Annotated in this window: 25 protein-coding genes and 2 pseudogenes; 13 read left to right on the forward strand and 14 right to left on the reverse strand. The window is 68.6% G+C overall.

The genetic code is table 11. The annotated features are described in order from the left end of the window. The first annotated feature begins 61 nt into the window (after positions 1-61). The gene (locus tag LCL61_RS37255; RefSeq protein ID WP_340684078.1) at positions 62-706 is read left to right on the forward strand and encodes a TetR/AcrR family transcriptional regulator; all 645 of its coding nucleotides are present in this window, start codon (positions 62-64) and stop codon (positions 704-706) included. Here the strand turns inward: LCL61_RS37255 and LCL61_RS37260 are convergent. The 3 genes from LCL61_RS37260 to LCL61_RS37270 are packed head-to-tail and all read right to left on the reverse strand — an operon-like array spanning position 703 to position 3,937. Beyond that, positions 703-1,551 carry an SDR family NAD(P)-dependent oxidoreductase gene (locus LCL61_RS37260; RefSeq protein ID WP_340684079.1) on the reverse strand — a complete coding sequence of 283 codons (849 nt, stop codon included), beginning with the start codon at positions 1,549-1,551 and terminating at the stop codon, positions 703-705. The genes LCL61_RS37255 and LCL61_RS37260 overlap by 4 nt on opposite strands. Continuing rightward, the gene (locus LCL61_RS37265; RefSeq protein WP_340684080.1) at positions 1,548-2,447 is read right to left on the reverse strand and encodes an alpha/beta hydrolase; all 900 of its coding nucleotides are present in this window, start codon (positions 2,445-2,447) and stop codon (positions 1,548-1,550) included. The genes LCL61_RS37260 and LCL61_RS37265 overlap by 4 nt, the downstream gene beginning before the upstream one ends. Then, a complete protein-coding gene (locus LCL61_RS37270; protein ID WP_340684081.1) occupies positions 2,444-3,937 on the reverse strand; it encodes an NAD(P)/FAD-dependent oxidoreductase in 1,494 nt (497 codons plus the stop codon). The genes LCL61_RS37265 and LCL61_RS37270 overlap by 4 nt, the downstream gene beginning before the upstream one ends. 89 nt (positions 3,938-4,026) lie before the next feature. Here LCL61_RS37270 and LCL61_RS37275 point away from each other — a divergent pair, with 89 nt between their 5' ends. Continuing rightward, entirely contained in the window at positions 4,027-5,277 is a 1,251-nt protein-coding gene (locus LCL61_RS37275) for a PucR family transcriptional regulator (protein WP_340684082.1), read from the forward strand. 60 nt (positions 5,278-5,337) lie between these two features. On the opposite strand, the gene LCL61_RS37280 is transcribed toward LCL61_RS37275, so the two are convergent. Next, the gene (locus tag LCL61_RS37280; RefSeq protein WP_340684083.1) at positions 5,338-5,655 is read right to left on the reverse strand and encodes an effector-associated constant component EACC1; all 318 of its coding nucleotides are present in this window, start codon (positions 5,653-5,655) and stop codon (positions 5,338-5,340) included. A gap of 96 nt (positions 5,656-5,751) precedes the next feature. On the opposite strand from LCL61_RS37280, the gene LCL61_RS37285 reads away from it, so the two are divergent. The 4 genes from LCL61_RS37285 (at position 5,752) to LCL61_RS37300 (ending at position 9,729) form a co-directional block, all read left to right on the forward strand. Further along, complete coding sequence (locus tag LCL61_RS37285) at positions 5,752-6,531, forward strand: isocitrate lyase/phosphoenolpyruvate mutase family protein (protein WP_340684084.1); 780 nt, start codon at positions 5,752-5,754, stop codon at positions 6,529-6,531. A gap of 34 nt (positions 6,532-6,565) precedes the next feature. Next, positions 6,566-7,216, forward strand: a complete 651-nt coding sequence (locus tag LCL61_RS37290; RefSeq protein WP_340684085.1) for a DUF2238 domain-containing protein — start codon at positions 6,566-6,568, stop codon at positions 7,214-7,216. 63 nt (positions 7,217-7,279) lie between these two features. Then, the gene (locus LCL61_RS37295; RefSeq protein WP_340684086.1) at positions 7,280-8,701 is read left to right on the forward strand and encodes an amino acid permease; all 1,422 of its coding nucleotides are present in this window, start codon (positions 7,280-7,282) and stop codon (positions 8,699-8,701) included. Positions 8,702-8,994: 293 nt separating this feature from the next. Further along, positions 8,995-9,729: a hypothetical protein gene (locus tag LCL61_RS37300; RefSeq protein WP_340684087.1), complete on the forward strand. Its 735-nt coding sequence runs from the start codon at positions 8,995-8,997 to the stop codon at positions 9,727-9,729. Positions 9,730-9,785: 56 nt separating this feature from the next. On the opposite strand, the gene LCL61_RS37305 is transcribed toward LCL61_RS37300, so the two are convergent. After that, positions 9,786-10,124 (reverse strand): nuclear transport factor 2 family protein, encoded by a 339-nt coding sequence (locus LCL61_RS37305; protein WP_340688774.1) that lies wholly within the window; start codon positions 10,122-10,124, stop codon positions 9,786-9,788. Between the two features lie 77 nt (positions 10,125-10,201). Between LCL61_RS37305 and LCL61_RS37310 the strand changes: the two genes are divergently transcribed. Both LCL61_RS37310 and LCL61_RS37315 read left to right on the forward strand, forming a co-directional pair. Further along, complete coding sequence (locus LCL61_RS37310) at positions 10,202-11,182, forward strand: helix-turn-helix transcriptional regulator (protein WP_340684088.1); 981 nt, start codon at positions 10,202-10,204, stop codon at positions 11,180-11,182. Positions 11,183-11,349: 167 nt separating this feature from the next. Beyond that, on the forward strand, positions 11,350-13,758 hold the full coding sequence (locus LCL61_RS37315) for an ATP-binding protein (RefSeq protein WP_340684089.1): 2,409 nt from the start codon (positions 11,350-11,352) through the stop codon (positions 13,756-13,758). 730 nt (positions 13,759-14,488) lie between these two features. Here LCL61_RS37315 and LCL61_RS37320 read toward each other — a convergent pair. Next, positions 14,489-15,364 carry a VCBS repeat-containing protein gene (locus LCL61_RS37320; RefSeq protein WP_340684090.1) on the reverse strand — a complete coding sequence of 292 codons (876 nt, stop codon included), beginning with the start codon at positions 15,362-15,364 and terminating at the stop codon, positions 14,489-14,491. Between the two features lie 100 nt (positions 15,365-15,464). On the opposite strand from LCL61_RS37320, the pseudogene LCL61_RS42740 reads away from it, so the two are divergent. From LCL61_RS42740 to LCL61_RS37330, 3 genes and pseudogenes are all read left to right on the forward strand, one after another. Continuing rightward, positions 15,465-15,635, forward strand: a pseudogene (locus LCL61_RS42740) (hypothetical protein); the annotation flags it as partial. A 30-nt stretch (positions 15,636-15,665) separates the two neighbouring features. After that, entirely contained in the window at positions 15,666-16,115 is a 450-nt protein-coding gene (locus tag LCL61_RS37325) for a transcriptional regulator, IclR family protein (protein ID WP_340684091.1), read from the forward strand. A 174-nt stretch (positions 16,116-16,289) separates the two neighbouring features. Then, positions 16,290-16,556: a hypothetical protein gene (locus LCL61_RS37330; protein WP_340684092.1), complete on the forward strand. Its 267-nt coding sequence runs from the start codon at positions 16,290-16,292 to the stop codon at positions 16,554-16,556. 57 nt (positions 16,557-16,613) lie between these two features. Here LCL61_RS37330 and LCL61_RS37335 read toward each other — a convergent pair whose 3' ends face one another. Further along, on the reverse strand, positions 16,614-16,802 hold the full coding sequence (locus LCL61_RS37335) for a hypothetical protein (RefSeq protein ID WP_340688821.1): 189 nt from the start codon (positions 16,800-16,802) through the stop codon (positions 16,614-16,616). Between the two features lie 89 nt (positions 16,803-16,891). On the opposite strand from LCL61_RS37335, the pseudogene LCL61_RS42745 reads away from it, so the two are divergent. Together LCL61_RS42745 and LCL61_RS42750 are read left to right on the forward strand one after the other, a co-directional pair. Further along, a pseudogene (locus tag LCL61_RS42745) lies at positions 16,892-17,122 on the forward strand (hypothetical protein); the annotation flags it as partial. 50 nt (positions 17,123-17,172) lie between these two features. Then, positions 17,173-17,391: a hypothetical protein gene (locus LCL61_RS42750; protein ID WP_425341959.1), complete on the forward strand. Its 219-nt coding sequence runs from the start codon at positions 17,173-17,175 to the stop codon at positions 17,389-17,391. Positions 17,392-17,398: 7 nt separating this feature from the next. On the opposite strand, the gene LCL61_RS37345 is transcribed toward LCL61_RS42750, so the two are convergent. From LCL61_RS37345 to LCL61_RS37375, 7 genes are all read right to left on the reverse strand, one after another. Further along, a complete protein-coding gene (locus LCL61_RS37345) occupies positions 17,399-17,716 on the reverse strand; it encodes a hypothetical protein (protein WP_340684093.1) in 318 nt (105 codons plus the stop codon). Positions 17,717-17,830: 114 nt separating this feature from the next. Further along, complete coding sequence (locus tag LCL61_RS37350) at positions 17,831-18,517, reverse strand: hypothetical protein (RefSeq protein ID WP_340684094.1); 687 nt, start codon at positions 18,515-18,517, stop codon at positions 17,831-17,833. Between the two features lie 131 nt (positions 18,518-18,648). Next, positions 18,649-19,323: a response regulator transcription factor gene (locus LCL61_RS37355; RefSeq protein ID WP_340684095.1), complete on the reverse strand. Its 675-nt coding sequence runs from the start codon at positions 19,321-19,323 to the stop codon at positions 18,649-18,651. Next, positions 19,302-20,408, reverse strand: a complete 1,107-nt coding sequence (locus tag LCL61_RS37360) for a hypothetical protein (protein WP_340684096.1) — start codon at positions 20,406-20,408, stop codon at positions 19,302-19,304. Before LCL61_RS37360 ends, LCL61_RS37355 begins: the two co-directional genes overlap by 22 nt. Then, positions 20,405-21,499 carry a sensor histidine kinase gene (locus tag LCL61_RS37365; protein WP_340684097.1) on the reverse strand — a complete coding sequence of 365 codons (1,095 nt, stop codon included), beginning with the start codon at positions 21,497-21,499 and terminating at the stop codon, positions 20,405-20,407. The genes LCL61_RS37360 and LCL61_RS37365 overlap by 4 nt, the downstream gene beginning before the upstream one ends. Before the next feature lie 478 nt (positions 21,500-21,977). Further along, positions 21,978-22,721 (reverse strand): GAF and ANTAR domain-containing protein, encoded by a 744-nt coding sequence (locus LCL61_RS37370; protein WP_340684098.1) that lies wholly within the window; start codon positions 22,719-22,721, stop codon positions 21,978-21,980. 662 nt (positions 22,722-23,383) lie between these two features. Continuing rightward, positions 23,384-24,118 carry an ANTAR domain-containing protein gene (locus LCL61_RS37375; protein WP_340684099.1) on the reverse strand — a complete coding sequence of 245 codons (735 nt, stop codon included), beginning with the start codon at positions 24,116-24,118 and terminating at the stop codon, positions 23,384-23,386. Positions 24,119-24,877 lie beyond the last annotated feature (759 nt).

Consider the following 24,877-nt stretch of genomic DNA (forward strand, 5'->3'; position numbering starts at 1 on the left):
CTACTCTCAAGGTAGGGAAGGAGGCCTTCACGGACTTCGGGGAGCCGGTACGGTGCGGCACGTGACCGAGCACCGCAAGCTGCCGAAGGGGCCGCACAACCTCAGCCGCGACGAGGTCGCCGGAACCCAGCGCGCCCGGCTGATCGACGCGGTACTGGAGAACACCGGCAAACGCGGCTACGTCGCCACCACCGTCGGCCACATCACCGCCACGGCGGGCGTGTCCCGGACCTCGTTCTACGAACAGTTCACCGGCAAACAGGACGCCTTCCTCGCCGCCTATCGCGAGATCACCACCGAGTTCATCACCCAGGGCGTCGCCGTGGGCGCCGAGGCCGCGACCCCGCTGGACGCCGTATCCGCCTGCTGCGACTTCCTCGTCGACTACGTGCACCGGCGCCCCATCGCCGTCCGCGCCGTCCTGCTGGAGATCTACGCGCTCGGCGACGCGGGGCTCGAAGTACGGGAGAACACCTTGCGCGCTGGGGAAGCCGTCTTCGACCGGACGGCGAGATGGCTGCGTGCCACCGATCCCGCGCTGCCGTCACCGCCGCCGTTCACCGCGCGCACGGTCGTCGCCGCCACCATCGAATTGATCACGCAGGCCATCTGGATCGGCACCGAAGACGCCTACGGCCAGGCGCGCGAAGCTGTCCGCTACACCTGGCTGCTCGGCCTGTTCGGGCACCGGAGCGTCGACGCCTAGCGAGCGAGACGCCGCCGCTCGAAGTCGACGATCAGTTTCGGGTACCGGCGCGGGAGCAGCCGGACGAGCCGGTCGACCAGTTTCGCGTCGTTCCCGACGAGCACCCGAGGCTTTCCTGCCTCGACCCCGTCGACGATGATGCGGGCGGCTTGGCCGGCCGGCATCTTCAGCAGCTTTTCGTTGTACACCCGGACGCGTTCCCGCTGTTCGGCGGTGGGCTCGATGCCGCGGGCCTCGGCTTCCTTCAACGCCGCCGAGGCGATGCCGGTCTTGACCCCGCCCGGGTGGACGACGGTCACCCGCACCGGATGCCCGGCCGCGATCATCTCGGTGCGCAGCGCTTCGGTGAAGCCGCGGACGCCGAACTTGCTGGCGCAGTAGGCACTGAGCGTCGGCTGGGCCATGAACCCGTTGAGACTGGAGACGTTGACGACCTGGCCGTCGCCGGAGTCGATCAGATGCGGCAGGAAAGCCTTGGTGCCGTTGATGACGCCGAAGAGGTTGACCGCGAGCGTGCGGTCGTACAGCTCCCAGTCGGCGTCGAGCACGGTCTGCCCGCCGCCGGCGATCCCCGCGTTGTTGTAGATCTGATGCACCACACCGAACTGCCCGGCGACGGCGGTCGCGTACTCCAGCACGGCCGTCCGGTCGCTGACGTCCAGCGTGCCGCTCTGCACTTCCGCGCCCAAGGCCTTGACCTCGGCGACGGTGTCGGCCAGCGCCGCTTCGTCCACATCGGACACCGCGAGCCGGGCACCGCGCCGCGCGAGTTCGAGGGCCAGCTGACGGCCGATGCCGGAACCGGCACCGGTGACGACGGCGACCTTGCCGCGAACACTGCTCATCGGGTTTCTCCCGCCGGGTCGAGGGCCACTTCGGCGGTCAGCTCGACGAGCCGCTCGACCAGGTCCGGGGCGATGTGGTGCCCCATTCCGGGGATTTCGACGTAGCGGGCGCCCTTGATGGCCTTGGCCGTCGCCCGCCCCCCGCTGCGGTGGACCATGCGATCGGTGTCGCCGTGGACCACGACCGTCGGACAGGTGATGCGGGCGAGTTCGGCGGTGCGGTCGCCGCTGGCCTGGATCGCGCCGATCTGCCGGGCGATACCGCTGCGGGCGCGCCGTCCCCCTGCCCGTTCCCACAGGCCCTCGGCCCAGGCCGTTTCGACGTCCTTGTCCAGCGGGAACGTGGCCGACCCGAGGTGACCCATCAACGACAGGTGCCCGACCACGGATTCCTCGACCGTCTGGGCGGGCCGCCTCGCCATGCGCAGCAACGTCGACTTCGCAGGCTGCCCGACGCGGCGATGCCCAGTGGTGGAGAAGATCGACGTCAGCGACAGGACGCGGCCGGGGTTCCGGGCGGCGACAGTCTGCGCGATCATGCCGCCCATCGACATACCGACCAGATGCGCCTTCTCGACGTCCAGGTGGTCCAGCAGGCCGACGGTGTCCGCCGCCATGTAGCCCAGGTCGTAGGCATCAGGGAGCGGCCGAGCCAGCAGTTGCCGGAGCTTGCCCGGATTCGGCGCCTTGATGCGATCCGAGCAGCCCGCGTCGCGGTTGTCGAACCGGATGACGCGGAAACCACGACCGATGAACCCCTCGATCATCGGCCGCGGCCACGACGTGAGGTCGAGACCGAGACCGGCGATCAGCACCAGCGGTACACCGTCGGCCGGGCCGTCCTCGCGGTAGCAGATCCGCGGGCCGCCGGGCAGGTCGGCGAAGCTGTCGCTCACGAACTCACCGCTTCCCGGACGTCGGCGTGCGAGAAGTGCAGCTCCGGGTCGGTGATGTCGTCCGCGCGCAGCAGCTTGATGTCGGAGTGGTAGCTCATCGACGTCAGCCACGGCATGCGGTCACCCTGACGCGGGAGCTGGTCGAGAGCGCGCTGGACGTATCCGGCGGCGAAGTCCAGGAACGGCTTCGTCGGCATGTCCGGGTCGGCGACGACGGGACGGCAGACGTCATAGCCGTGGGCGTCCATATGCGCCAGCAGACGGCAGAAATGCTCGCACAGCAGGCCGATCTTGAGCGTCCACGAAGAGTTCGTGTAGCCGATCGCGAACGCGGCGTTCGGCACGTCCGAAAGCATCATTCCCTTGTACGCGACGGTTTCCGGCAGGATCACCGGTTTGCCGTCGACGCTGAGCGTGGCCCCGCCGAACACCTGGAGGTTCAGTCCGGTGGCGGTGACGATGATGTCCGCTTCCAGTTCCCGCCCGGATTCGAGCAGAATCCCCTTTTCGGTGAAGGTCGCGATCTTGTCGGTGACGACGTCGGCCTGCCCCTTGCGGATGGCGGCGAACAGGTCACCGCCGGGCACGGCGCACAGCCGCTGGTCCCACGGGTCGTACGGCGGGTTGAAGTGCTCGTCGACCGGATAGCCCTTGGGAAGCTGCTTCTTGTTGACGTAACGGATGAGCCCGCGGGCGGTCTTCGGGAACTTCTGGCAGAACTGCCAGACCGCCAGTCCCTTGCGGATGTTCTTGCGGCGAGTGAGCGCGTAGGCCCGCTCCTCGCCGAGGATCTTGCGCAGGCCGTTGGCGATCTTGTCCTCGCGCGGCACCGGCATGACGTAGGTCGGGGTGCGCTGCAGCATCGTCACGTACGCCGCGGTGCCCGCCATCGCCGGGATCAGGGTGACCGCGGTGGCGCCGCTGCCGATCACGACGACGCGCTTGCCCGCGTAGTCGAGATCCTCGGGCCAGTGCTGCGGGTGCACGATCGTGCCGGCGAACCGGTCCCGGCCCTCGAAACGCGGGGTGAAGCCCTCGTCGTAGCGGTAGTAACCGCCCGCGTTGAACAGCCAGCCCGCGCTGAGGCTGGTGCGCTCGCCGGTGTCGGTCCGCTCGATCTCGAGCAGCCAGCGCGCCTCGTCGCTCGACCAGGCCGCCGAGAGCAGCTTGTGGTGGTAGCGGATGGCGGGTTCGAGGCCGTTCTCGGCGACCGTCTCGCGCAGGTACGACAGGATCCGGGGCGCGTCGGCGATGGACTGCTTGTCCCGCCACGGCTTGAACTCGTAGCCGAAGGTGTGGAGATCGGAGTCCGACCGGATGCCCGGGTAGCGGAACAGATCCCAGGTACCGCCGGACGCGCCACGCGCCTCCAGGATGGCGAACGTCTTGCCAGGGTTCTCGGTCTTCAGGTAGCGCGCGGCCCCGATCCCGGAAATCCCGGCACCGATGATGACCACGTCGAGGTGCTCGACGGGTGTGCTCGTCGTCATGCGGTACTCCAGCCTCGTCTCGGTTGCCTCCACGATGGGGGGCAGGTGGGGATTTGCGCTAGCACTATCTGCACCATCATGATGGAACTATGGTGCAGAGTGCCGCATCGCCGTGGCCGACCCTGTCGCCCGAGGCGCGTGACCTCTTCCGGCGGGGCGCGGAGATCGTGCTGCATCCGCGTGCCGAATGGATCGAGGAGCTGCACGAGGCCTCGCTCGGCGGGGGCAGTATGCGCGCGGTCGCCGAGGACCCCGTGCTCACCGAGGGGACCAAACGCGCCAATCTGGCGAATCTGCTGCACTGGGCGGCCGCCAACGTGCAGCGCCCCGGTGAACGCGTCGCCGCCAACCTGAACCGGGAAGTGCTCGACGGCGCTCGCGACATGGTGCGGCGCGGCTTCGACTCCGGTGGCCTCGACGCCTACCGGCGGGCGCAGGGGGTGGCCTGGCGCCGGTGGATCGAGATCTGTTTCGACCTCACGTCGGACCCGGTCCTGCTTCGTGAGCTGCTGGACGTCTCGTCGTTGTCGATCACCACGTTCATCGAGGACACCGTCGCCGCCGTGTCCGAACGGATGGCCGCCGAACGCTCGGAACTGACCCGCGGTGCCCACGCCGAGCGGCGGGCCACGGTCACCCTGCTGCTGGAAGGCGCGCCCATCAGCCGCTCGCGGGCCGAGGCCCAGCTCGGCTACCCGCTCGCCGGACCGCATACGGCCGCGATCGTCTGGAGCGGCTCGGCGACACCGTCGTCCCAGCAGCTCGAAACCGCCGCGGAAACGCTCATGCGGGCGAGCGGCGCTTCACACCGGCTGACCGTCGTCGCCAGCGCCGCCGCCCTGTGGGTCTGGCTGCCCGGCCGGACCCCGCCGCGCGCGGACCGGCTCGCCGAAGACCTCGCGCCGCACCCCGACGTCCGGGTCGCGCTGGGACGGCCCGGCAGCGGGATCGACGGATTCCGCCGCAGCCATCTGGACGCCGCCGCCACCCAGCGGATGCTCGCCCGGCTCACCTCGCCGCAGCAGATCGCGCGGTACCAGGACATCCAGCTGCTCGCCCTGCTCACCGGTGATCCGGCGCAGGCGGGCGAATTCATCGCCGACACCCTCGGCGAACTCCGGCACGCCGACGCCGAGACCCGGGAGACGGTGCGGGCCTACGTGCACGAACTGGGCAACACGACACGGACCGCGGAACGGCTCTACACCCACCGGAACACCGTCGTCCGGCGGCTGGCACGGGCCGGCGAACTGCTCCCCCGGCCGCTGACGGAGAACGCGGTGGACGTGGCCGTCGCACTGGAAACGTTGCGGTGGCTGGGAAGCGGCGCGGGGTCGTAAGGCGAAGGCGCGGCCGTCGGTGGCCGTTCGGTCCAGGTGGTCCGCCCGACCCGACTCCCCTCACCACGAAAGCGGCAGGTCCAGGTTCCGGAGCATGGCGCGCTGTTCGGCGGTCAGCTCCCCCTCGACCGTGATGGTGAACGGGGGCGTTTCCTTGCGGGAGCGGAGGAAGTTGCTCCAGGCGATGCCCAGATTCGCCAGCCCGGTCAGCGAGCCGATGGACATGCAGATGACCTCGAAGACCCCCATCTCCCCCGTGCTCCGTGAGCCCGCGAGGCTGATCGTCGCGGACCGCGTCACGCCGGCGTCGTCGCGGAGCCAGCTGTAGAACTCGGTCAGCGCTTGTTCGTCGCCGGCGGCGTTGATCGTCAGCTCCACGGGACCTCCCTCGAAGTGCTATCCCTACCAGTCGCCGCTCCGGCCTGGCGCGTAACAGGAATCGGCGCCGCTGGGCGAAACCTCTACATTGAAGGCATGGTTTCCATCGCCGAGAAGGCCACCCGGCTGCAGGAATTGCACGCCGCCCCGGAACTGCTGCTCGTCGTCAACGTGTGGGACGCGATCACCGCGAAGGTCGTCGCCGAAACCCCTGGTACACAGGCTCTCGCCACCCCGAGCCACGGTATCGCCGCCGCCCGCGGCTACCCCGACGGCGAGGTGATCCCCCGCGACGAGATGATCGCCGAGGTCGCCCTGATCGTCAGGGTGGCGGGCGACCTGCCGGTCACCGCGGACCTGGAAGCGGGTTACGGCGACCCGGGCGGCACGGTCGCCCGCGCGATCGAGGCGGGCGCGGTCGGCTGCAACCTCGAAGACCAGATGAAACCGCTGGACGAGTCGGTCAAGGCCGTCGAGGCCGCGGTCGCCGCCGCCCAGTCCGCCGGGATCGACTTCGTGCTCAACGCCCGCACCGACGCCTTCCTCCGGGCGGGCGACCGTGACCCCGAGGAGGTGCTGGCCGACGCGATCACCCGGGGCCGCGCGTACCTGGACGCCGGCGCGTCGAACGTCTTCGTGCCCGGCAAGCTCGACGAGACCCAGGTCGGCAGGCTGGTCGAGGCGCTGGGCGAGCGCAAGGTGAACCTGATCGGCGTCCCGGGCTCGATCCCGCTGGCCACCGCGCAGAAGCTCGGCGTCTCCCGGGTGTCCTACGGGCCGTTCAGCCAGAACGTCGCGCTCACCGCGCTGGCGAAGCTCGCCGAGGACGTCTACGCCGGCGGCGGCCTGCCCGCCGACATGCGCAAGCTGAACTGAGCGAGCCGGGGCCCGTCACAGTAGGGTCCCACGCATGGTGCGCGGAGTCGGCCGGACGGAAGGCATCCTGCTGGCCGGCTCCGTGGTCGTCGTGCTCGTGGTGACCGGCGTCCAGGCCAGGTCCCCCGGCACCTGGCTGCTGGAAGTCGTCTGGGTGCTGATCGGGCTGCCGCTGGTGGTGGCCCTGCGCAAACGCTTTCCCTTGACCCGCTTGCTGTGCTGGCTACTGGTGCTGCACGCGATCGTGCTGTGTTACGGCGGGCAGTACACCTACGCGGAGACCCCGGCCGGGGAATGGGTGCAGGGGCTGATGGGCACTCAGCGGAACAACTACGACCGGTTCGCCCACGTCGTCCAGGGTTTCGTCCCGGCGATCGCCGTGCGCGAGGTGCTGCTGCGCCGGACCCCGCTGCGGCCCGGTGCCTGGGTCGCGTTCCTGACCGTCTGCGTCTGCGTGACGATCGCCGCCGGTTTCGAGTTCGTGGAATGGTTCAGCGCGATGGTCGCCGGTGCGGGCGCGGACGATTTCCTGGGCACCCAGGGAGACGTCTGGGACACGCAGTGGGACATGTTCCTCTGCTTGTGCGGCGCGGTGCTCTCCCTGCTGATCTGGCGCAGGGTGCACGATCGGCAACTTTCGGGTGCTCAGGCGATCGACCGGTACCGTTCCACGAATCGCCTGTAATGCAGGTAACCCGGCAACGATCTCCTGTTCTGCGTGTCCGGCACGGCAGATACGGTCCTCGGCATGACTCTGCGAGCCGCGGCGGTGCGGCGGAAACCGGTCGCCGATCTGATCGCCGACAGTGATCACGGCACGCTGAAGCGATCGCTCGGCCTTGGGCAGCTGACCATGCTCAGCATCGGCGCGACGCTGGGCAGCGGGATCTTCGTCGTGCTCGGCGAAGCGGTCCCCGTCGCGGGCCCCGCGGTCGTGCTGTCGTTCGTGCTCGCCGGTATCACCGCGCTGTTCTCGGCGCTCTCCTACGCCGAGCTCGCCGGAATGATCCCGGTGTCCGGTTCGTCCTACTCCTACGCGTACGCCACGCTCGGCGAGCTGGTCGCCTGGGTCTGCGGCTGGTGCCTGGTGCTCGAGTACGGCGTCTCGGTGGCGTCGGTGGCCGTCGGCTGGGGGCAGTACCTCAACGAACTGCTGCGGCTGACGTTCGGTTTCGCCATCCCCGACGCGTTCAGCCAGCCGCCGGGCTCGGGCGGGATCGTCAACGTCCCGGCCATCGTCGTCGTGCTGCTCGCCATGTTCCTGCTGCTGTCCGGCGCGAAGGAGAGCGCGCGGGCCAACGCGATCATGGTCGTGATCAAGGTCGGCACGCTGGTGCTGTTCTGCGCGATCGCGTTCTCGGCGGTGCGGGCGGCGAACTTCACCCCGTTCCTGCCGCTCGGCCTGGCCGGGCTGAGCGCCGGTGCCGCGAAGCTCTTCTTCTCCTACATCGGCTTCGACGCGGCGTCGACCGCGGGCGAGGAGGCGAAGAACCCGCAGCGGGACCTGCCGAGGGCGATCCTGCTCTCGCTCGCCATCGTCACCGTGCTGTACTGCCTTGTCGCCGTGGCCGCGGTCGGCGCCCTGCCGTGGCAGGACTTCGACGGCCAAGAGGCCGCGCTCTCGCACGTGCTCGGCGCCGTGTCCGACAATCCGCTGTGGGCCGGGCTGCTCGCCGTCGGCGCGATCGTGGCGATCTCCAGTGTCGTGCTGACCGTCCTCTACGGACAGACGCGCATCCTGTTCTCGATGTCCCGCGACGGGCTGGTACCCGCCTCACTGTCCAAAGTGGATCCCAAGACCGGCACGCCGCGGATCAACACCCTGGTGGTCTCCGGCTTCGTCGCGACGCTGGCCGCGTTCATCCCGCTCGGGAAGCTGGCCGACGCCACCAGCATCGGCACGTTGTTCGCCTTCGGGCTGGTGAACGTCGCCGTCCTGCTGCTGCGAAAGCGGCAACCGGAGGCCCCGCGTTCGTTCCGCGTGCCGTTCTCCCCCGTCACGCCGATCCTCGGGGTGCTGTGCTGCGGCTACATGATGCTCAGCCTCGACGGCGAGACTTGGATCGTCTTCGCCGGCTGGATGGCGCTCGGCCTGCTCATCTACTTCGGTTACAGCATGCGCCGATCCCGGCTGATCGTGGACTCGCCCGTTCGCAGCCATAATTCCTAGCCTGTACAGCCGCAGTCCGGGCCTGATCATTGAATGACGGTGATCGGTGGGGGACACTTCCGTCCGACCCACGGAAAACCCTACCGTGAACCGAGGTCCTTATGCGCCGATATGGCATTACCGTGCTGACCGCGTGCCTCGCCCTGTCCCTCACCCCATTCCCCGTCTCCGCTCAAGAGACGGCGACCGCCCGAGCCCCCTTCTGTTATGAAGAACCCGTACAACCGAAAGCCGATGTAAGTGACATAAAAGCCGGTTTCCAGTCCACGAAGTGGCTGCAGACGATCCAAGCCGTGTACAAGCGGCGCTGGCCGAGCGGCGAAGGCCTCACGATCGCCCAGGCCAAGGACAAGTACTTCAGCCAGTTCGTCAACAAGACCAGCTTCAACGCGCTCGCGGAGTCCCTGATGGTGGCGATCCACGAAGAGACCCACATGTGGGACCTGGATCCTTCGAGAACATCGTGGGACGTGTACGTCTCGGCGTGGATCGACGCTTCCCGCAAGGCGATGAAGGTCCCGATCCACGGCGGATTCCCCCGTCGCGAAATCCTGCCGCTGATCACGGATGATCTCACGCGTTCGATGGACGACATCTACCTGCGGGATCAGCAGCAGGGCTCGTATCGGATCCAAGGAGTCATCGCGGAACTCAACGCCGGGCTCATGGGATTGCCCGCGGCGACGGTCGTCGCGGAGTACATCCAGGGCGTGGGCGCGAGCAATTCGCGGGACATCGCGGCGACGAACATGCGCTACCTTCAACTCTACCTTCGCGTCGCCAAGACAAAACATCCCGATTACTGGACCAAGATCAAGGCCCAGCCCGAATTGCGCGAATTGGTACTCATCGAATTCCTCCGTACCGCCTACTGGCTGGATCAATCCGCGCCCCACGCCGCCAAACTCGGCAGCGCGGACGTGGCCAAGATCGTCGCCAAGAACTATGCCCCGGAGAACATCGCGATCATCGAGGAGTTCACCGGAGCCAAGGTGAACACGGGTTCGGCCAGGAACTGCACACTCTGACGCCGCGCACGGCTCGCCGGTGACGGACCCGGGTCCGCCGCCGGCGAGCCGTCTCGTCACGGCACGAACACCGGCTGGTCCAGCACCCAGAGCCAGGACCCGTCCGGCTGACGGCGGGCGACCTCGATGGTCGCCTCACCGGTGGTCAGCGTGGACGCCGTGAGCGCCAGGTCGCCGCCCACCAGCGCCGGATGCTGCCTGCCCGGCAGGAGTTCCGGCGCGGCCGCGACGAACTCCTCGTACACCTTGCGGATCTCCGCGTGCCCCGTCGCGATGTTGCCCGGCGGGAACGCCAGTACGGCGCCCGGTTCGTACAACGCCACCAGTCCGTCGACATCGCCCGCGTTGCCTCGCTCGATGAACAACTTGCCCAGATCGTTCGGCTCGGTGGCCACAGTCCTGCTTGTCATGAGGATGAGCCTCGCAGCCAATCACGACATCCTGTGTCGTGTATTCCGCTAGAGTTCCGGCCATGCGCGCCGACCGGCTGGTCTCACTGGTGTTGCTGTTGCGACACCGCGGCCGCCTGTCCGCGACCACGCTCGCGCGCGAACTGGAGGTCTCCACCCGCACCGTGCTCCGTGACATCGAGGCGCTGTCGGCGGCAGGTGTCCCGGTGTACGCCGAACGCGGCAGGCACGGCGGTTTCGGATTGCTGCCCGGTTTCCGGACCGAACTCACCGGGCTGAACCACGACGAGGCGCTCGCGCTGCTGATCGCCGGATCACGGCGCGGCGCGCAGGCGTTCGGCCTCGGCTCGGCACTCGCGTCGGCCATGCTCAAGGTGGTCGACGCGCTGCCGGAAGGCCAGCGGGACACCGCGGCGGGCGCGGCCCGGCGCCTGCTCATCGACCCGGAGACCGATCTGCTCTCGCGCCGGGTGCCCGCCGAGGAGGTGCCGGACGCCGTCGTCTCCGAGGTCCGGCGCGCGGTGTTCGCGGGACACAAACTGCGTATCCACTACGCGGCCGAGGGCCGGGCACCGCGGTGGCGCACGGTGGATCCGATCGGCCTGGTCACCGTCCGGGATCGGGGATATCTGCTGGCCACGAGGTCCGGTGAGGACCGCACCTACCGGCTGTCCCGGGTGCGGGCCGCCGAGGAGCTCCCCGAACCCGCGCAACGCCCGGACCGGGTGGACCTGGACCGGACCTGGCAGGAACGCGGCACACGGTTCCGGAGCGGCGGGGACCAGGTCGCCGTGTCGGTGCTGGTGGATCCGGTGCGGCGGGACGAACTGGTGGGCACCGCGCTGGCCGTACTCGCGGAAGAATCCGCCGAAGACGGCCGTCTGCGCATGGAGGTGACCTTCCAGGACGCGCGTCACGCCGAATGGGCGTTGTGGCAACTCGCCACGGACGCGGAGGCCCTTGAACCGCCTTGGTTACGCGCCTCCTTGCGGGACCGGGCCGAGGCGATCACCAGCCGTTATGGCGGCGGGTGCCGAATATGACCACTTTGGACAGTCGTTCACCTGTATGAACACCCGACGGACTGCTGAAAGCCCTTTCCCGAAGGAACGGAAAACGGTTTCTCACTCGTCGGCACGAAGGCCGCGCCCGCCGCGATTTGAGACCAAAGTCAAGTTGAGCCCGCACGGCGGGGCGGGATAATCCGGCCATGACGAACGCCGCCCTGGGAAGGGCAGCCACGACTTTCAAGGTGCTGCTGAAGGGTTACCGCGTCCGAGCGGGCCTCACGCAGGAGGAACTCGCCGAGGGGTCCGGGGTGAGCGTCCGCGCCATCAGCGACATGGAGCGCGGGATCGCCAAAAGCCCGCAACGCCGGACGATCGAAGCGCTCGCCGCGCCGCTGTCCTTGACCGACGAAGAGCTGACCGGCCTGCAGAAGGTCGCGCGCCAGGGCCGCACTTCCACGCCCGCACCGGCCGGGATCCCCGGCGCATCCCTGATCGGCATCCTGCCGGCGGACGTCGACGACCTCACCGGCCGCGAAAGCGATCTCGACGCGTTGCGCGCCCTTTCCGCGGATCTGGGCGCCGGTCGCCGCAGGTCCGGGCGGGTCGCGATCCTGAGCGGACCTCCTGGGACCGGCAAGACCACTCTCGCGGTCCGCGTGGCGCACAACCTCGCCGAGGAGTTCCCCGACGGCAGGCTTTTCCTGAAGCTGCGCGGGATGTCCGCCGAGCCGGCGAACCCGGCGGACGTGGTGCATCTGATTCTGCGCTCGCTCGGGGTCGAAGCCGTCCGCATCCCGGCCGATCCGGACGACCGGGTGAGCCTGTGCCGCTCCCTCTTGCAGGACCGGGCCACCCTGATCGTCCTGGACGACGCGGCCGACGAAGCCCAGGTCCGCCCGCTGCTGGTCGGCGGGCCACGATGTCTCACCCTGGTCACCAGCCGTCAGATGCTGGTGGGACTGGAAGGCGCGAGCAGGCTCGCCCTCGACGTGTTCGGCGAGGACGACGCGGTCGCCTTGCTGTCGACCATCATCGGGGCCGACAGGGTCGCGCGGGAGCGGCGGGAGGCGCTCGAACTGGTCGAACTGTGCGGGCGGCTGCCGCTGGCGCTGCGGATCGCGGGCAACCGGCTGGCGAGCCGCCCGACCTGGCCGCTGTCCCGTCTGGTGGATCAGCTCCGGGACCGCGGCCGACGGCTGGCCACCCTGACCGCCGGCGATCTCGACGTGCGCAGCGTGTTCGAACTGTCGTATCGCCAGCTCAGCCCGAACGCCGCCGCCGTGTTCCGGCGGCTGTCGCTCGTCCCGGCGGCGGACTTCTCGGTGGGGGCCGCGAGCACGCTCATCGAAGCGGCCGGCGAGGACGACGCCGCCGTCTTCCTGGAGGAACTGACCGACGCGAGTCTGCTGCAGACGTCGCAGGAGAACGGCCGGTACCAGTTCCATGACCTTCTGCGGGTTTTCGCGACCGAGCGGCTGGCCCGCGAGGAGGCCCCTGATGCCGTCGAAGCGGCGGAAAACCGGCTGGCCGGTTGGCTGGTGCGCACCGCGACGGCGGCGGGCCGCTACTTCCACCCGACCGACGGGGTCAGCCCGCTCCCGGTCGCGACGCCGTCGTTCGGCGACCACTCCGGAGCGGGCAGGTGGCTCGAGGTCGAGCTGAAGAATTGGCACGCCGCGGTCAAGAGCGTCGCCGCGCGAGGTGACCACCGGCCGGTGCTCGACCTGGCCGAATCCATGCACTGGTATTCGGAGATCGGCGGGACCGCGAGCACCTGGTACGACGTGTTCGAACTCGCCGTGAACGCGGCCATCGCGCTCGGCAGCGATCGGGAGGAGGCGGTCCACCGGAACTATCTGTCCTGGGTACAGGCCTCGCTGTGCGATCAGGCGGAGGAGGCCGTCCGGACGGCCAAGCTGGCCTGGGACGCCGCGGTGAGGGCGGGCGACCGGCGCGAACAGGGCTGGGCACGGGTGTACCTGACGAGCGCCCATGCCCGCGACACCGGCTGCGGGACGTCTCCCGAACTCTTCGACGAGGCGGTGCGCCTGTTCGGGGAGGCGGAGTATCCGCTCGGAGTCCATGTGGCACGGACGATGCGGGCCTCGTACTGGTACCGGGAGGGCCGGTTCGGCGAAGCCGCCGAAGAGTTCGACGCCTGCGTCCGCTATTTCGCGCCGGAACACGGCGGCTCGCGTACTCCGGTGGACGACACCAACTACGCGTACGTGCTGTTGCGTTCGGCCCAGAACCTGGCCGCGCTCGACGCTGCCGATCGGGCACTCACCCAGTGCGAGACGGCACTCGGCCTGTTCCGTCGTCACGGCGCGGCCATGGGCCAGGCCCGCGCGCTGCAGGAGACCGGACGCTTCATGCGACGCCAGGGCGACCACGCGAACGCGCGCCGCCGGTTGTCCGAGGCCGAGGAACTCTACGAACGCATCGGGCTGACACAGGCGCGGATCGACACGCTCGGCGAAAGAGCGGCGCTGTCCGAGGAGATGGACGACCCGGCATCGGCCCGCGCGGACCGGGAACGCGCGATGGGTCTCCGAGACCGGCTCGGCCGATCCGAAGCGGGCAAACCGAACTACGGTTCCGGTTCCTAGGTGACGTGGTTCCACTCCTCGAAGGTGTTGGCACGCCGAGGCCGGCTCGGGATGGGGGGACACCGGCCGATCGCCGCAAGGCCGGTATCCCGTCGGCCTCGGCGTGCGCGGGGACGTCGCGGACGACGTCCCGGCCTGGGTCTCGTTGTCCAGGACCCGCGTCGCCGCTGGACAACTGGCACAAACCTAAGCCGGGACGACGCTCGGGCCCATGCAGCCTTCCCGGCAGAACGGGCCGTCGACTTCTGCCGGTTGCTTCGCGCCGGTTCGAACGCGATCACACGGTGGCAGGTAGCGAAGGGCTCCTTCACTACTCTCAGGGTAGGGAAGGAGCCCTTCACGGAGCGTCCGGGCGTGGGCATGCCGAGGAGCCCGTCGCCGGTGTGGCTGGCGGGCTCCTCGGGGTCAGTGGTGGTGGAGGGTGTTNTGCCGAGGAGCCCGTCGCCGGTGTGGCTGGCGGGCTCCTCGGGGTCAGTGGTGGTGGAGGGTGTTTCGGCGGGGTTGTCGGAGCGGGCCTCGGTATTGGGGCGGGATGAACTCCGGTAACCCATCGGCGGCCATTTTGATCGACCTCTTGATATACTGCGCTTGCTTTTCGCTGACGCGGTGCACGATCACGTCGTCGCAGTACCGTTCGAACCTGACCAGCGGCTGCATCCGATGTAACCAGTCATCGAAGGCGTAGTGCATGAACAGGTTCGACAACAACGGCGAGATCGCCGACCTCGGCTCAGACCGGGATGTCGCCCGCTGTCCCCCACTGGGTGGTGAACAGGCCAAGGCCGTACCAGGTCCCGTTCGACGGCCGCCACACCACGAAGTCCGCCCGCGGGTCGCCGCCGAAATTGCCCGCCATGGGCACGTCGCCCGCCACACCCCATTGCTGGGTCGCGATACCGAGCACGTACCAGACACCGTTACCCGGCCGCCAAACGGCGAAATCGGCGCGCCCGTCCGCATTGAAATCGCCGGCCACCGGAATATCGCCCGCGACACCCCATTGCTGGGTCGCGATTCCCCGCACGTACCAGACGCCGTCGCTCGGGCGCCAAACCGTGAAGTCGGCGCGCCCGTCGGCGTTGAAATCGCCGGCGACCGGAACATCACCGGCGACACCCCATTGCACCGTGGCGATACCGAGCACGTACCAGGTGCCATTACTCGGCCGCCACACCGCGAAATCGGAGCGGCCGTCACCATTGAAATCGCCGGTCAGCGGAACGTCGCCGGACACGCCCCACTGCTGGGTCACCACCGCGCCGGTGCTGCTCTGGATGATGTACCAAATACCGTTGCTCGGCCGCCACACGGCGAAGTCGGCCCGATGGTCGCCGTCGTAGTCCGCGGCCACCGGCACGTCGCCCGAGACACCCCACTGCTGGGTCACGACACTGCCGTTGCTGCTGCGGATCACGTACCAGACACCGTTACCCGGCCGCCAAACCGCCTTGTCGGCGAACCCGTCGCCATCGAAATCCGCGGCGGGCTTCTGAGACGCCGGCGAGGCGGCGATACCGATATCGTCCGCGCCCGCGGCCGGTGGCATTACGAGCAGGCCCGCGAGCAGACCCGCCAATGCCGTCCCCAGCCGAATGGATCTTCGCATTTTTCCGGTACCTCTTTCCGTTCGGTGGACGTGCTCTTCCCAGCCCGCGCTTTTTGACCGAAGATACGGACCGGGGCAGTTCCAGCCTGACACCGGCGGCATGGCCTTGTCAGCAAGGATTCCGTCCAGCGGACCGCGCGAGGGGATTTCAGTGGAGACCAAGAGAAGAGCCAGAAGCGTCCTCGAAGGCGCCTTCACCCTATTGGATGCCTTGGTACGACATCAAGGTGAAGCAGGATTGACCCAGCTGGCCAATTCCTGTTCGATACCGAAATCGACGGCATACCGATTACTCGAGCAATTGACCGCACTGGAGGTTGTCCAGCGCAACGAAAACCGCTATCGCGTCGGCGCGCAGGCATTCCGGCTCGGCCAATCGTGGCAGCCCTATCCGCGGCTGCTGGAACTCGCGCGCGGCGAGCTCCGGCGCCTGGCCGCGGCCACCCGAGCCAGTTCGGTACTCGCCGTACCCTGTGACGGCCGCATCCTGATCGCCGCCGCCAGCCTCACCCGGCCGGAGGACGGCGTCCTTCTCCGGCCCGGATCGACCGTGCCCCAGCGCACCGGCCGCTTCTGCCCGACCTGGCAAGCGGAACACGAACTCGTCGCCGTCGAAGCGTCCGTCAGGCTGCCGACCGGCCGGACGGTCGGCTCGATCGCGACCGTGCTCACGCTGCCGCAGTCACCCGTCACGATGTCCGACACCGTCGCCCGCGCCGCCCGCACCCTCGGCGCGGCGCTGGCGGACTGAGCGACGTGTGCGGTCTCGCGCTACGGTCCCCTCGTGACCCCTGCCGATGCCCGCGAAGCCCTCCTATTCCACTCCGGCGCGCACCCGGATGTGGATGATCCGCGGTGGCGGACAGGGTTTCTCGGGTCTTTGCGACCCTTCAGCGGGTTGCGCGAGGAGAATTATCATGAGGTGATGGCCGCGTTGCGCGCTCTCACCGAACAGCTGCAGGCCGACTCTGTGCCGCGTGAAGTCGTTTCCGCCGTGGTCGGGATCTGCCACTTCGCGCGGGCCTGGGGCGTCGCGCCCGACGGCATGCTCCGCGGGAACGGCCTGATCGACGACGAGGACGCGGCTCGCCTCGAGGAGTGGATCTGGACCATCTCCTACGCGCTGTCGATGATCTTGGACGGCGACGCGGCGGAGGCCTTCGCCGAGTACGACCATGAACGTCTCTGGTAGGAACGGATACGTGACAGGGGGCGATCTGCCGGACTGGCTGCCCGGGTGGGGTGTGGATCACCTGGGCGGCAAGCCGGTCGCCGTGCTGTTCGGGGCACGGTCGATCTCGGCGGTGTTCGGGCTGCGGTTGGCCACCGGGCGCGACGTCGTGGTGAAGGTGCGGGAAGACGACGGCCGCGCCGCGTCGTGCGTCACCGCGCAGGCCCGGTTGGCCGACCGGGGATTTCCGTGCGCCCGGCCGATCACGCCCGCGACCGGCGTCGGGACGCTGGCCGTGCACGCCGAGGAATCCAGGCCCGGCGGTGAACTGCTGCGCGGCGGTGTTCGCCCGGCTGATGACCGGACTGGCCGACGTGACCGTCCCGCCGCCACTGCCGAATCCCCGCTGGATACGGTGGGACCACACGGATCCCGGGTTGTGGCCGTCCATCGGGGACCTCGATCGGCGGGACCAGGACGCCGTACCCGCGTACGTCGTCGAAGCGGCCGAACGGATCCGCGAACGGCTGCTCTCCGCCGGCCTGCCCCGCGTACTCGGCCACGCCGACTTCGAAGCGCAGAACCTCCGCTGGCACGACGGCCGCATCTGGGCCGTGCACGACTGGGACAGCCTGGCGTGGCAGCCGGAGGCCGCACTGGCGGGAGCGGCGAGCGCGGTCTTTCCCAAGACCGGGGCCGCCGGTTCACCACGGAGGAGCAGGAGGTCGCGTGGGCGGCGAGCCTGTGGCCCGTGGCGCACGACGTCCGCTGGGAAGTGCTGCACGGCGCTCCCCCGGGTTCCCATGACGTCGTCCGCGCGCAGGTGGCCGAACGCCTGCGCCGGGCGAAGACCTGATGGGAGGTCAGCAGGCCCTGACGATGACCGAGTGCGCCTTGCCGCCGAGGTCGAGGATCGTCACGTCCCGGTTCCCGGCGGGCACGCGGACCTGGTAGGTGCCGGGGTCGACCGGGTAGCCGAAGTAGCTGCCCGAGGGCGCCGACGAGGTGCCCGCGATCATCGAGCCGTTGGTGCGGTGGATCGTGGTGGAGACCACTTTGCCGCAGTTGTTGGAAATGTAGATCTTGCCCTTGGTCGCGGCGGAGGCGGAGCCCGCGCCGAGGACCGAAATGACCAGGCCCGCGGTGGCCAGAACGGCGAAAACGCGCCGGGTGGTCGTCATGGTGCTCCTCAGGAGTTGCCGGGGTATCAGCCACAAGATATCCACGGACGCACCGGCGCACTGTCGGTCGAACGAACCACACCGGCCGGGAAACGGCCCCGGAGGTGACCGTGCTCAGCGCTTGGGCGCCACCTTGCCGATGGCGGCGGTGGCCAGTGCGGTCACCCCGTCCTTGACCGGCGCGCCGTCGGTCTGGTTGGTGTAGTCGACGTGGTACACGATGTTGCGATACCGAGCGGTGACCGCCACCGAGTGGCCGCGTTTCCCTTGCTCGACGAGCAAAGCCTCGTCGGCGTTCCGCACGTTCACCGCGACCCCGTTCCGGACCCGGCGTTTCAGGTGTTCCGTCGCGGCGTCCACTCCGGACTTCGTGCGGGTGGCGTGGTAGACGTAGCCGGTGACGATCACGTGCGCCGCCCGGACCTTGTCCTTGATGAAGGTGTCGGTGTTGTTCCAGGCGCACTGCCCTTGTTCCAGGGAGTCCGAGGTCGAGTTGGCCGATCCCGCCTCGAAATCCGTCCGGCCGGGAATGTAGCGGGCCACCTCGCTCTTGTCGAAGACGGCACAACCGATCGGCGCCTTCGCCACGTCCTGCGAGGCGTTCACGGGCGGTGGCGCGTCGGAGCCGCCTTCCCTGACGAAGATCCAGTACCCGCCGAAAGCCAGCCCGAGCACCATGACGGTGCCCAGCGCCAGCAGCACGATCAGCAGCCCGGTCTTCTTCTTGCGAGGTGGCTGCTGGTGGTACTGCCACCCCGGTTGCGGCACGGGGTACGGCACTGGCGGACCGGGCTGGCTCATCGAACTCCCTCGGGCGTCTTCCTCGAAGCGGTGCCGCGGGCATCCGGTCCCCTCGACACCGAATGCCCGCGGCGCCCCCTGCTCCGGTGACGCTAGACCGATCGCGGCTCCCGGGATGTCCGGTGAACGCCTTACATCGAAGCCTCGTTGAGCTCGGCTAGCGTGATGACACCGTCGTCGAGTGCCCTGGTGACGAGCTGGCTCTTGGTGCGGGCCTCACGTCCGACGTTCGAGTACTTCACGCGCACCCGGGCGATATGCGTGTCGACGGTCTTGACCGTGATGTGGAGTTTCGCGGCGACGAGTTCCTTGGAGGAGGCGGCGAACCATGCCCGTAGTACCTCGATTTCGCGTGGGGACAGGCGTGGCCTGCCCGGGGAGTCGTCCGCGGCGAGCGCGCCGGACAGCGACGGCGCCGTGTACGTCTGCCCGCCCGCGACGGCCCTGATCGCGGGTACGAGGTGCTCGGGCCCCTCCCGTTTGGTCAGATACGCGAGCGCGCCGAGATCGATGCATTTGATCGCGGTGGCGTTGTCCGCGTGCTGGGAGTACACGACCACGCGGCGGCCGCTCTCGACCAGACGGCGGAGTTCGCCGAAATCCGGTTTGCGGGGCACCAGCTCGAGATCGAAGATCACCACGTCGGCGGCGGCACCGGGGCCGGTCCACACGTCGGAGAGGCGGGCTCCGGCGTCGACGAGACCGATCGGCGGGTCCGCCTGCTCACACCAGTACCGCACACCCGCCGCGATCGCCGCGTGGTCGTCCACGATCACCGCCGTGATCAGCTCTCCGCCGGCTGCCATTGTGCCTCCATCCAGACCGTTCCGTCACCGTCGAAGATCTCGATCCGCACGTCCGGTGCCCTCGGCGTGGACGCGATCGGCTCGGCGCAGTCCGCGACCACGTTGACCGACACCGATCCGGGGCTTCCGACCACGGTGACCCGCGCCCAGGATCCGGCCGTCGCCAGCGCGGTGAGCGCGGCGTCGGTGAGGTCCCGCCGGACGGCCACGGGTGGCACGGGCCAGTGGCCACGCACGTCCAGATCGACCTCGACGCCTTTGCGGTCGGCGATGTCCGCGCACTGTCTCAGCTCATGCAGCAGCGGGTTCTCCACCTCGTCGGTTTCGGCGAACAGCCGGCGCATCCGGGCCGCTTCGATCGCGCATCCGCGCTGCACCAGGGGATCCGAGGGCGCGAGCGAACCGTCCGCCAGACCTGTCAGCAACGGTACGGTCGTGTCGGTCAGCTCGGCGAGCCGCTGCTCGCGACGGCTGTGCGCGCCCGCCGCTACGGCCTCCGCGGTGCGCAACCGTTCCAGTTCCCGCGTGGCCTCGGCCGCCCGCGCGCCGATCCGGCCCAGCACGGCCGCGACCACGGCGACGCACAGCGGAAGGCCGATCACCGTCACCGAACCGGTGACGAACCGGGCCAGCACGCTCCGGCTCGCGTCCTGGAAAAGCAGCAGGTTCGCCAAGGCGAGCGACTCGTGTGCCACCAGGAAGGCCAGCATCGTCCTCAAGGGACGGTCGAGCAGGACGACGATGCCGACCCAGTTGGCCGCGCCGAACATCCAGTCCACCGTGGTCGCCGTCTCGCCGTCCGGCAAGGTCAGGTACGCGGGCGCGGACGCGGCCAGCACGAGGGCGACGGCGGGCCACCGCGCCACGCCCCACGGCCGCCGCAGTACGACCAGCACCACTTCGACGGCCAGTACCGCGGTCAGCGCGGCCAATGCGGCGAACTGGACAGCGGGCAGTTCGTGGGATTTCAGGCCCCGCACGAGATTACTCGACCCGAGCACGTCAACGGTCAGTATCGCGACGAGCAGCACGGCGATCCGCAGCCCGCGCCTCAGCTGGTCCTGGGTCGCTTCACCGCCGCTCATGCCGACCACTTCAGCCGGACCACCGTGCCGGCCCCTTCGGCGGAGGTGATCGCCGCCGTGCCACCGACCCGGTTCATCCTGCCGTGCACGGATTCCCGCAACCCGCGTCGCGCCGTCACCCGGTCGCCGGCGGCGAATCCTTTTCCCTCGTCGGAAATCTCGACCGAGAGCGCCTGCGCGTCGCCGCGCAGCCGGACCCGTCCCCGGTCCGTCCCGGCATGGCGGCGCACGTTGTTGAGCGCCTCCCGGACGGCCCCGGCGATCGCGCCCGCCACCTCGGACGGCAGCGACAGCCGCGGCGGTACGTCGAGCTCGACGGTCAGGTGGCCGGTGCCGAGGTCCGCGCGGAGCAACTCGACGAGGTCGGCCTCCGGCGATGTCCGCCCGTCGTCGAGGAAACGCAACCGGGCCAGATCGCGGCGTGCCTGCGGGGCCAGCCAATCCGCGTCCGGGGGCACCTGCCCGAGGCCGACCATCAGCAGGGTGGTGGCCGCGGTGTCGTGCAGCGAGTTCGCCAGCTCACGTTCCTCGGCGCGGACCGCCGCCGCCACGGCGGCCTCTCGGCGCACCTGTTCGGCCTCGGCCGCCGTCCGATCGGCGCGTTCGGCCGCGCGGGCGACGAGCACCCAGGCCACCCTGGACATCGCGGCCATCGCCGGCACCCACACCTGCGACGCGCTCAGGGTGAGCCCAGCGGCGGCGAAGACGACGAGCATCCCGCCACCGGCGATCAGCGCCGCGAGGGCACCGGTCAGCAGCGGGGTGCGCCATTGCCAGGTCACGCACGCGAAGACGACCAGGAGCCGGAGCCAGCCCGTGTTGCCGTCCGCCTCGGCGTCGGTCCAGAAGACGGTGAGGCACAAGCCCAGCAGCACCGCCACGTCCACGGCGATCGGGGCCCGCCGCAGCCACCATCCCTGTGCGCAGGTCCAGACCACGGCGACGGCGACCACCACGGCCGTGGCCGCGAATGCGGCGGGTGAGCTCCTGAGCAGGCCGATCGCCGCTATGGGCGGCAAGGTCGCGACCCGCACGACGACGGCATACCGGTATCCGAAACTGGTCAGCAGCCGCCCGGCCTCCCCCGCCACCCGTTACCTCGCCAACCGTCGAACCCGGCAAACCTCGCGCGGGTGACCATACCGGCCGACGATGTCGGGTGGTGCCGATTCCGGATGACCGGTACCGAGGTGAACGGCTCACCGACCGTCCGGGGCGGAGACCCCTCCGGTTGACTGGTTCGAGCAGTTTCGAGTCGGTCTCAGTCGATCCTGGTTCCCGCCGAAGCAGCCAGCCCAGGCAACTCGGTCCTCCTGATCAAGGATTTCGATCAGACTCGCCGGCATGATCTCTCAACAACCAGGTCAATCAGTGTCGTCCCGCGCTAATTTCCCACGTTGGAAAGTTTCCGCCGTCGAATTCGGGAAGGCAGCGAAAAGATAGGTGTACCTTCACATTATCGCCGACTCGGTTTCGCGTAATGCCAAGTCAAGTTGGCATTACGCGCCATTTCGCTGCGGCGGCTCGATCGAAAGTGCCCCGCGATCCTCGGCTCCGAGCAGCTACCGGTCAACGACCTTTGGCATGTACGTAATTCTCCGACGAAGGGGTGGGCAGCGTCCCATGGCTGATGACGTGGCGGGCGACCTCGTGGATCTGCGACCGGTGACGACGGGCATGCCCGCGAATGAGCTCGAACGCGTCATGCACGTTCGTATCGCAGCGCGCGGCGAGAAAACCCTTCGCCTGTTCGATCAGGACACGGCTGTGCGGCGCAGCCTGCAGTTGCGAGGCGGCGGCGATCTGACGGCGGATCTCCCGCTCGTGCACGTGCCCGATGGCGGCCGCGTCGGCCAGCGCCTGCACCAACCGGACCTCGGCCATCGACAACCCATCGGTCTCCGAGTGCAGCAACAGCACCGATCCGAATTCCTCTTCGCGCAGCCGTATCGGCACCGAACACACTTGCCGGTACCCGGCCTTGTCGACGGCCGCAGCGAAGTCGGGCCACCGACGGCCCGCACCGGCCAGATCCATCGGACCGACCAGCTCCCCCGCACGAAAACTTCCCAGGACCGGCCCATCCAGACGCGCCAGGTTGAGCACATCGAGCAAGTCGGCGGACTCGCCGGCCGTCGCCGACCTCCACCGTCCGTCATCCTGTGAAGCCAGCATCACGGCGGCAGCGGAGATATCGAACAGCTCGATGCATCGTGCGGCCAACCGAGCGAGCCGCTCCGGTAGGCCGAAATCCTTGACCACGGTGTCAGTGAGCTCGACCAGGGCGTCAGCCAAGCGCTGTTCTCGTCTCATATGTGCCTTCCTCTCCTCCAAGATCAAGGAACGTGCGACCGCACAGACTCATCGGCGGCGGGAAACAGCGAGAGAGGCCCTCGGCGACACCCGAGCGTCTGCCTGTCAGTTATCGGGGAAATCGCCGAGTGACGTGATTCCAATTCAATTTCGGCGACCGGGCCAGATTTGTCTAATAAGCGCACCACATCGCCTCCGAGTCTGAGATAAATGCAGCAGCGGCTTCTGCTCAACCGGGCCACAGAACGTGAAAGCATAAGGATCGCCACAGTAGAGGGCAAGTGCGATCAAGCCCGTCACCGCCCAGGGACCACGTCAGAACCTGCCCGGCTTGCCGGCCCAGTTCGAGAAGACTCGAATATGCCGTGTGCCCTCAGGCTCGCGCTCGACCAACCGGCGACGCCAGTGCCGAACCGATGTCTTCGCGAACCGCCGCACGCTGACCTGCTGGATCACGACATCAGGGTCGCGGGGAGGCTCGACAGGCACAACGCCTGTGGACAGCTAGCCGTCGACGCATACGCGTCCGCAAACCCTACGCGCCGGGGCCGCCGTCGAACTCGCGTTGACGATTGTCGAAGACACTGCCCGTTCACTCTGACGCGGTTCTCGAAGCGTGCAGCAGCCCGCAATCCGCGCGGTTGGGTCCGCGCGACGACCGGTCAGCGCGCGTCGAAAGGCCCATTGGCCCTAGGCGGGCTGACAGGAAAAACCCCGAACTCGATGATCTGGCGGGCAACGTCGCTGATCGGGCAGCGACGTTGGCGGGCGTAGACGGAGATCAGTTCAAACGCGTCAATCACACTCATATCCTGTCGCGCGGCGAGGAACCCCTTCGCCTGTTCGATCAGGACACGGCTGTCCAACGCGCTCTGCAGCTGCAACGCGATGTCGGTCCGCTGACGGATCTCTCGTTCGTGCACAAGCCCGATCGTGGCCGCGTCGGCGAGCGCTCGCGCCAGTCGGATGTCGGATGCCTGTAACCCCTCAGCGTCCGCATGCAGCAGCAGCACCGACCCGAGAACCTCCTCACCCAGCCGCATCGGCACGGACGACACCTGGCGGTAGCCGGCCTTGCTGGCGGCGACGGCGAAACCTGGCCATTGGCGGCGCGCGGCGGCTACGCCCACCGGGCCGACGGGTGCGCCGGTACGGCAACTCTCCAGTACCGGCCCCTCCCGCGTGAGCAGTTCGAACAAGTCGGTGGCCGAACCGGACGTGGCAGAGGTCCACCGGCCCCCATCCGCCGATACCCGCACCACGGCCGCCGCGGTGATGTCGAGAAGCTCGGTACATCGCGTAGCCAGGCGATCGAGCTGCCCAGGAACGTCGAAGTCGTTCACCAGGGAGTCTGAGAGCTCGACCAGAGCCTCGACCATGCGCTGTTCTCGATTCATGGAATCCTTCCGCGCCAAGATCAAGCTTCAGGCGCCCACGAGGTCACCGGCAAAGAGTCAGAGCCTTGATCACTCGACGGAGGCTTGGCGCGCGTCGCGGAACCGCACCAGTTCTCAGATCGTTGGCGATCCCGATATCGCGCCGTCCAGTCCATACGCCCCCCTACCCCGTGCGATCCGGGTACCCCGCGGTTGCCACCCACCAGCCCAGGCACGTGATTCCAGTTCAACGATCACTCGCGGACTGGACGGCACCCGACGACCGCGGTCAGCAGTACCTCTGACCTCAGTCGCTTGCGGCAACGCGTCAGCTCAACCCCACCACAAACGCAATCAGCCTAAGGACAGTCGTCTCGCGAGAGCAACCCTGGTCACACGATCGGCACCGCGAGAATCACGGTGTGGCCCTGCTCAGGTCATGGGCAGGTTGGAAATCGAAGGAGAGCAGCCTCAGGGAAAGTGCACCTCGTCGCCAGTGTCGGCTGAGCTGACACCAGTTTGCAGCGTCACAACAGCGTTGTCCGCCTGGCGGTCAAAGGCCGGCCGACAGCGAGGGTACGCACGATGTGACGCAGGGGCGGCGTTGAAGTTTTCGAGGACGCGGAGGTGACCGTGTGCGCTAGGCGCCGCGATCGGCTATCGCAGCTCATTGCTGAGCGAGCCCGAGACGTGCGACAGGGCTCGGGCTGGATCCCGGTCGTCCGTATCGCAGCCATCTCCTTACGAAGCGAGCGCACGAGCTGGTTGCCTCGAGCAATG

The organism is Amycolatopsis coloradensis, from assembly GCF_037997115.1.
GTDB lineage: Bacteria > Actinomycetota > Actinomycetes > Mycobacteriales > Pseudonocardiaceae > Amycolatopsis > Amycolatopsis coloradensis_A.

What these genes read in the sequence shown, in the direction of transcription:
- LCL61_RS37270 (WP_340684081.1), bottom strand. Translation starts at nt 3,937, where the DNA reads ATGACGACGAGCACACCCGTCGAGCACCTCGACGTGGTCATCATCGGT.
- LCL61_RS37290 (WP_340684085.1), top strand. Translation starts at nt 6,566, where the DNA reads ATGGTGCGCGGAGTCGGCCGGACGGAAGGCATCCTGCTGGCCGGCTCC.
- LCL61_RS37275 (WP_340684082.1), top strand. Translation starts at nt 4,027, where the DNA reads ATGGTGCAGAGTGCCGCATCGCCGTGGCCGACCCTGTCGCCCGAGGCG.
- LCL61_RS37330 (WP_340684092.1), top strand. Translation starts at nt 16,290, where the DNA reads ATGGCCGCGTTGCGCGCTCTCACCGAACAGCTGCAGGCCGACTCTGTG.
- LCL61_RS37345 (WP_340684093.1), bottom strand. Translation starts at nt 17,716, where the DNA reads ATGACGACCACCCGGCGCGTTTTCGCCGTTCTGGCCACCGCGGGCCTG.
- LCL61_RS37360 (WP_340684096.1), bottom strand. Translation starts at nt 20,408, where the DNA reads ATGAGCGGCGGTGAAGCGACCCAGGACCAGCTGAGGCGCGGGCTGCGG.
- LCL61_RS37375 (WP_340684099.1), bottom strand. Translation starts at nt 24,118, where the DNA reads ATGAATCGAGAACAGCGCATGGTCGAGGCTCTGGTCGAGCTCTCAGAC.
- LCL61_RS37285 (WP_340684084.1), top strand. Translation starts at nt 5,752, where the DNA reads ATGGTTTCCATCGCCGAGAAGGCCACCCGGCTGCAGGAATTGCACGCC.
- LCL61_RS37350 (WP_340684094.1), bottom strand. Translation starts at nt 18,517, where the DNA reads ATGAGCCAGCCCGGTCCGCCAGTGCCGTACCCCGTGCCGCAACCGGGG.
- LCL61_RS37320 (WP_340684090.1), bottom strand. Translation starts at nt 15,364, where the DNA reads ATGCGAAGATCCATTCGGCTGGGGACGGCATTGGCGGGTCTGCTCGCG.
- LCL61_RS37295 (WP_340684086.1), top strand. Translation starts at nt 7,280, where the DNA reads ATGACTCTGCGAGCCGCGGCGGTGCGGCGGAAACCGGTCGCCGATCTG.
- LCL61_RS37260 (WP_340684079.1), bottom strand. Translation starts at nt 1,551, where the DNA reads ATGAGCAGTGTTCGCGGCAAGGTCGCCGTCGTCACCGGTGCCGGTTCC.
- LCL61_RS37315 (WP_340684089.1), top strand. Translation starts at nt 11,350, where the DNA reads ATGACGAACGCCGCCCTGGGAAGGGCAGCCACGACTTTCAAGGTGCTG.
- LCL61_RS37310 (WP_340684088.1), top strand. Translation starts at nt 10,202, where the DNA reads ATGCGCGCCGACCGGCTGGTCTCACTGGTGTTGCTGTTGCGACACCGC.
- LCL61_RS37370 (WP_340684098.1), bottom strand. Translation starts at nt 22,721, where the DNA reads ATGAGACGAGAACAGCGCTTGGCTGACGCCCTGGTCGAGCTCACTGAC.
- LCL61_RS37355 (WP_340684095.1), bottom strand. Translation starts at nt 19,323, where the DNA reads ATGGCAGCCGGCGGAGAGCTGATCACGGCGGTGATCGTGGACGACCAC.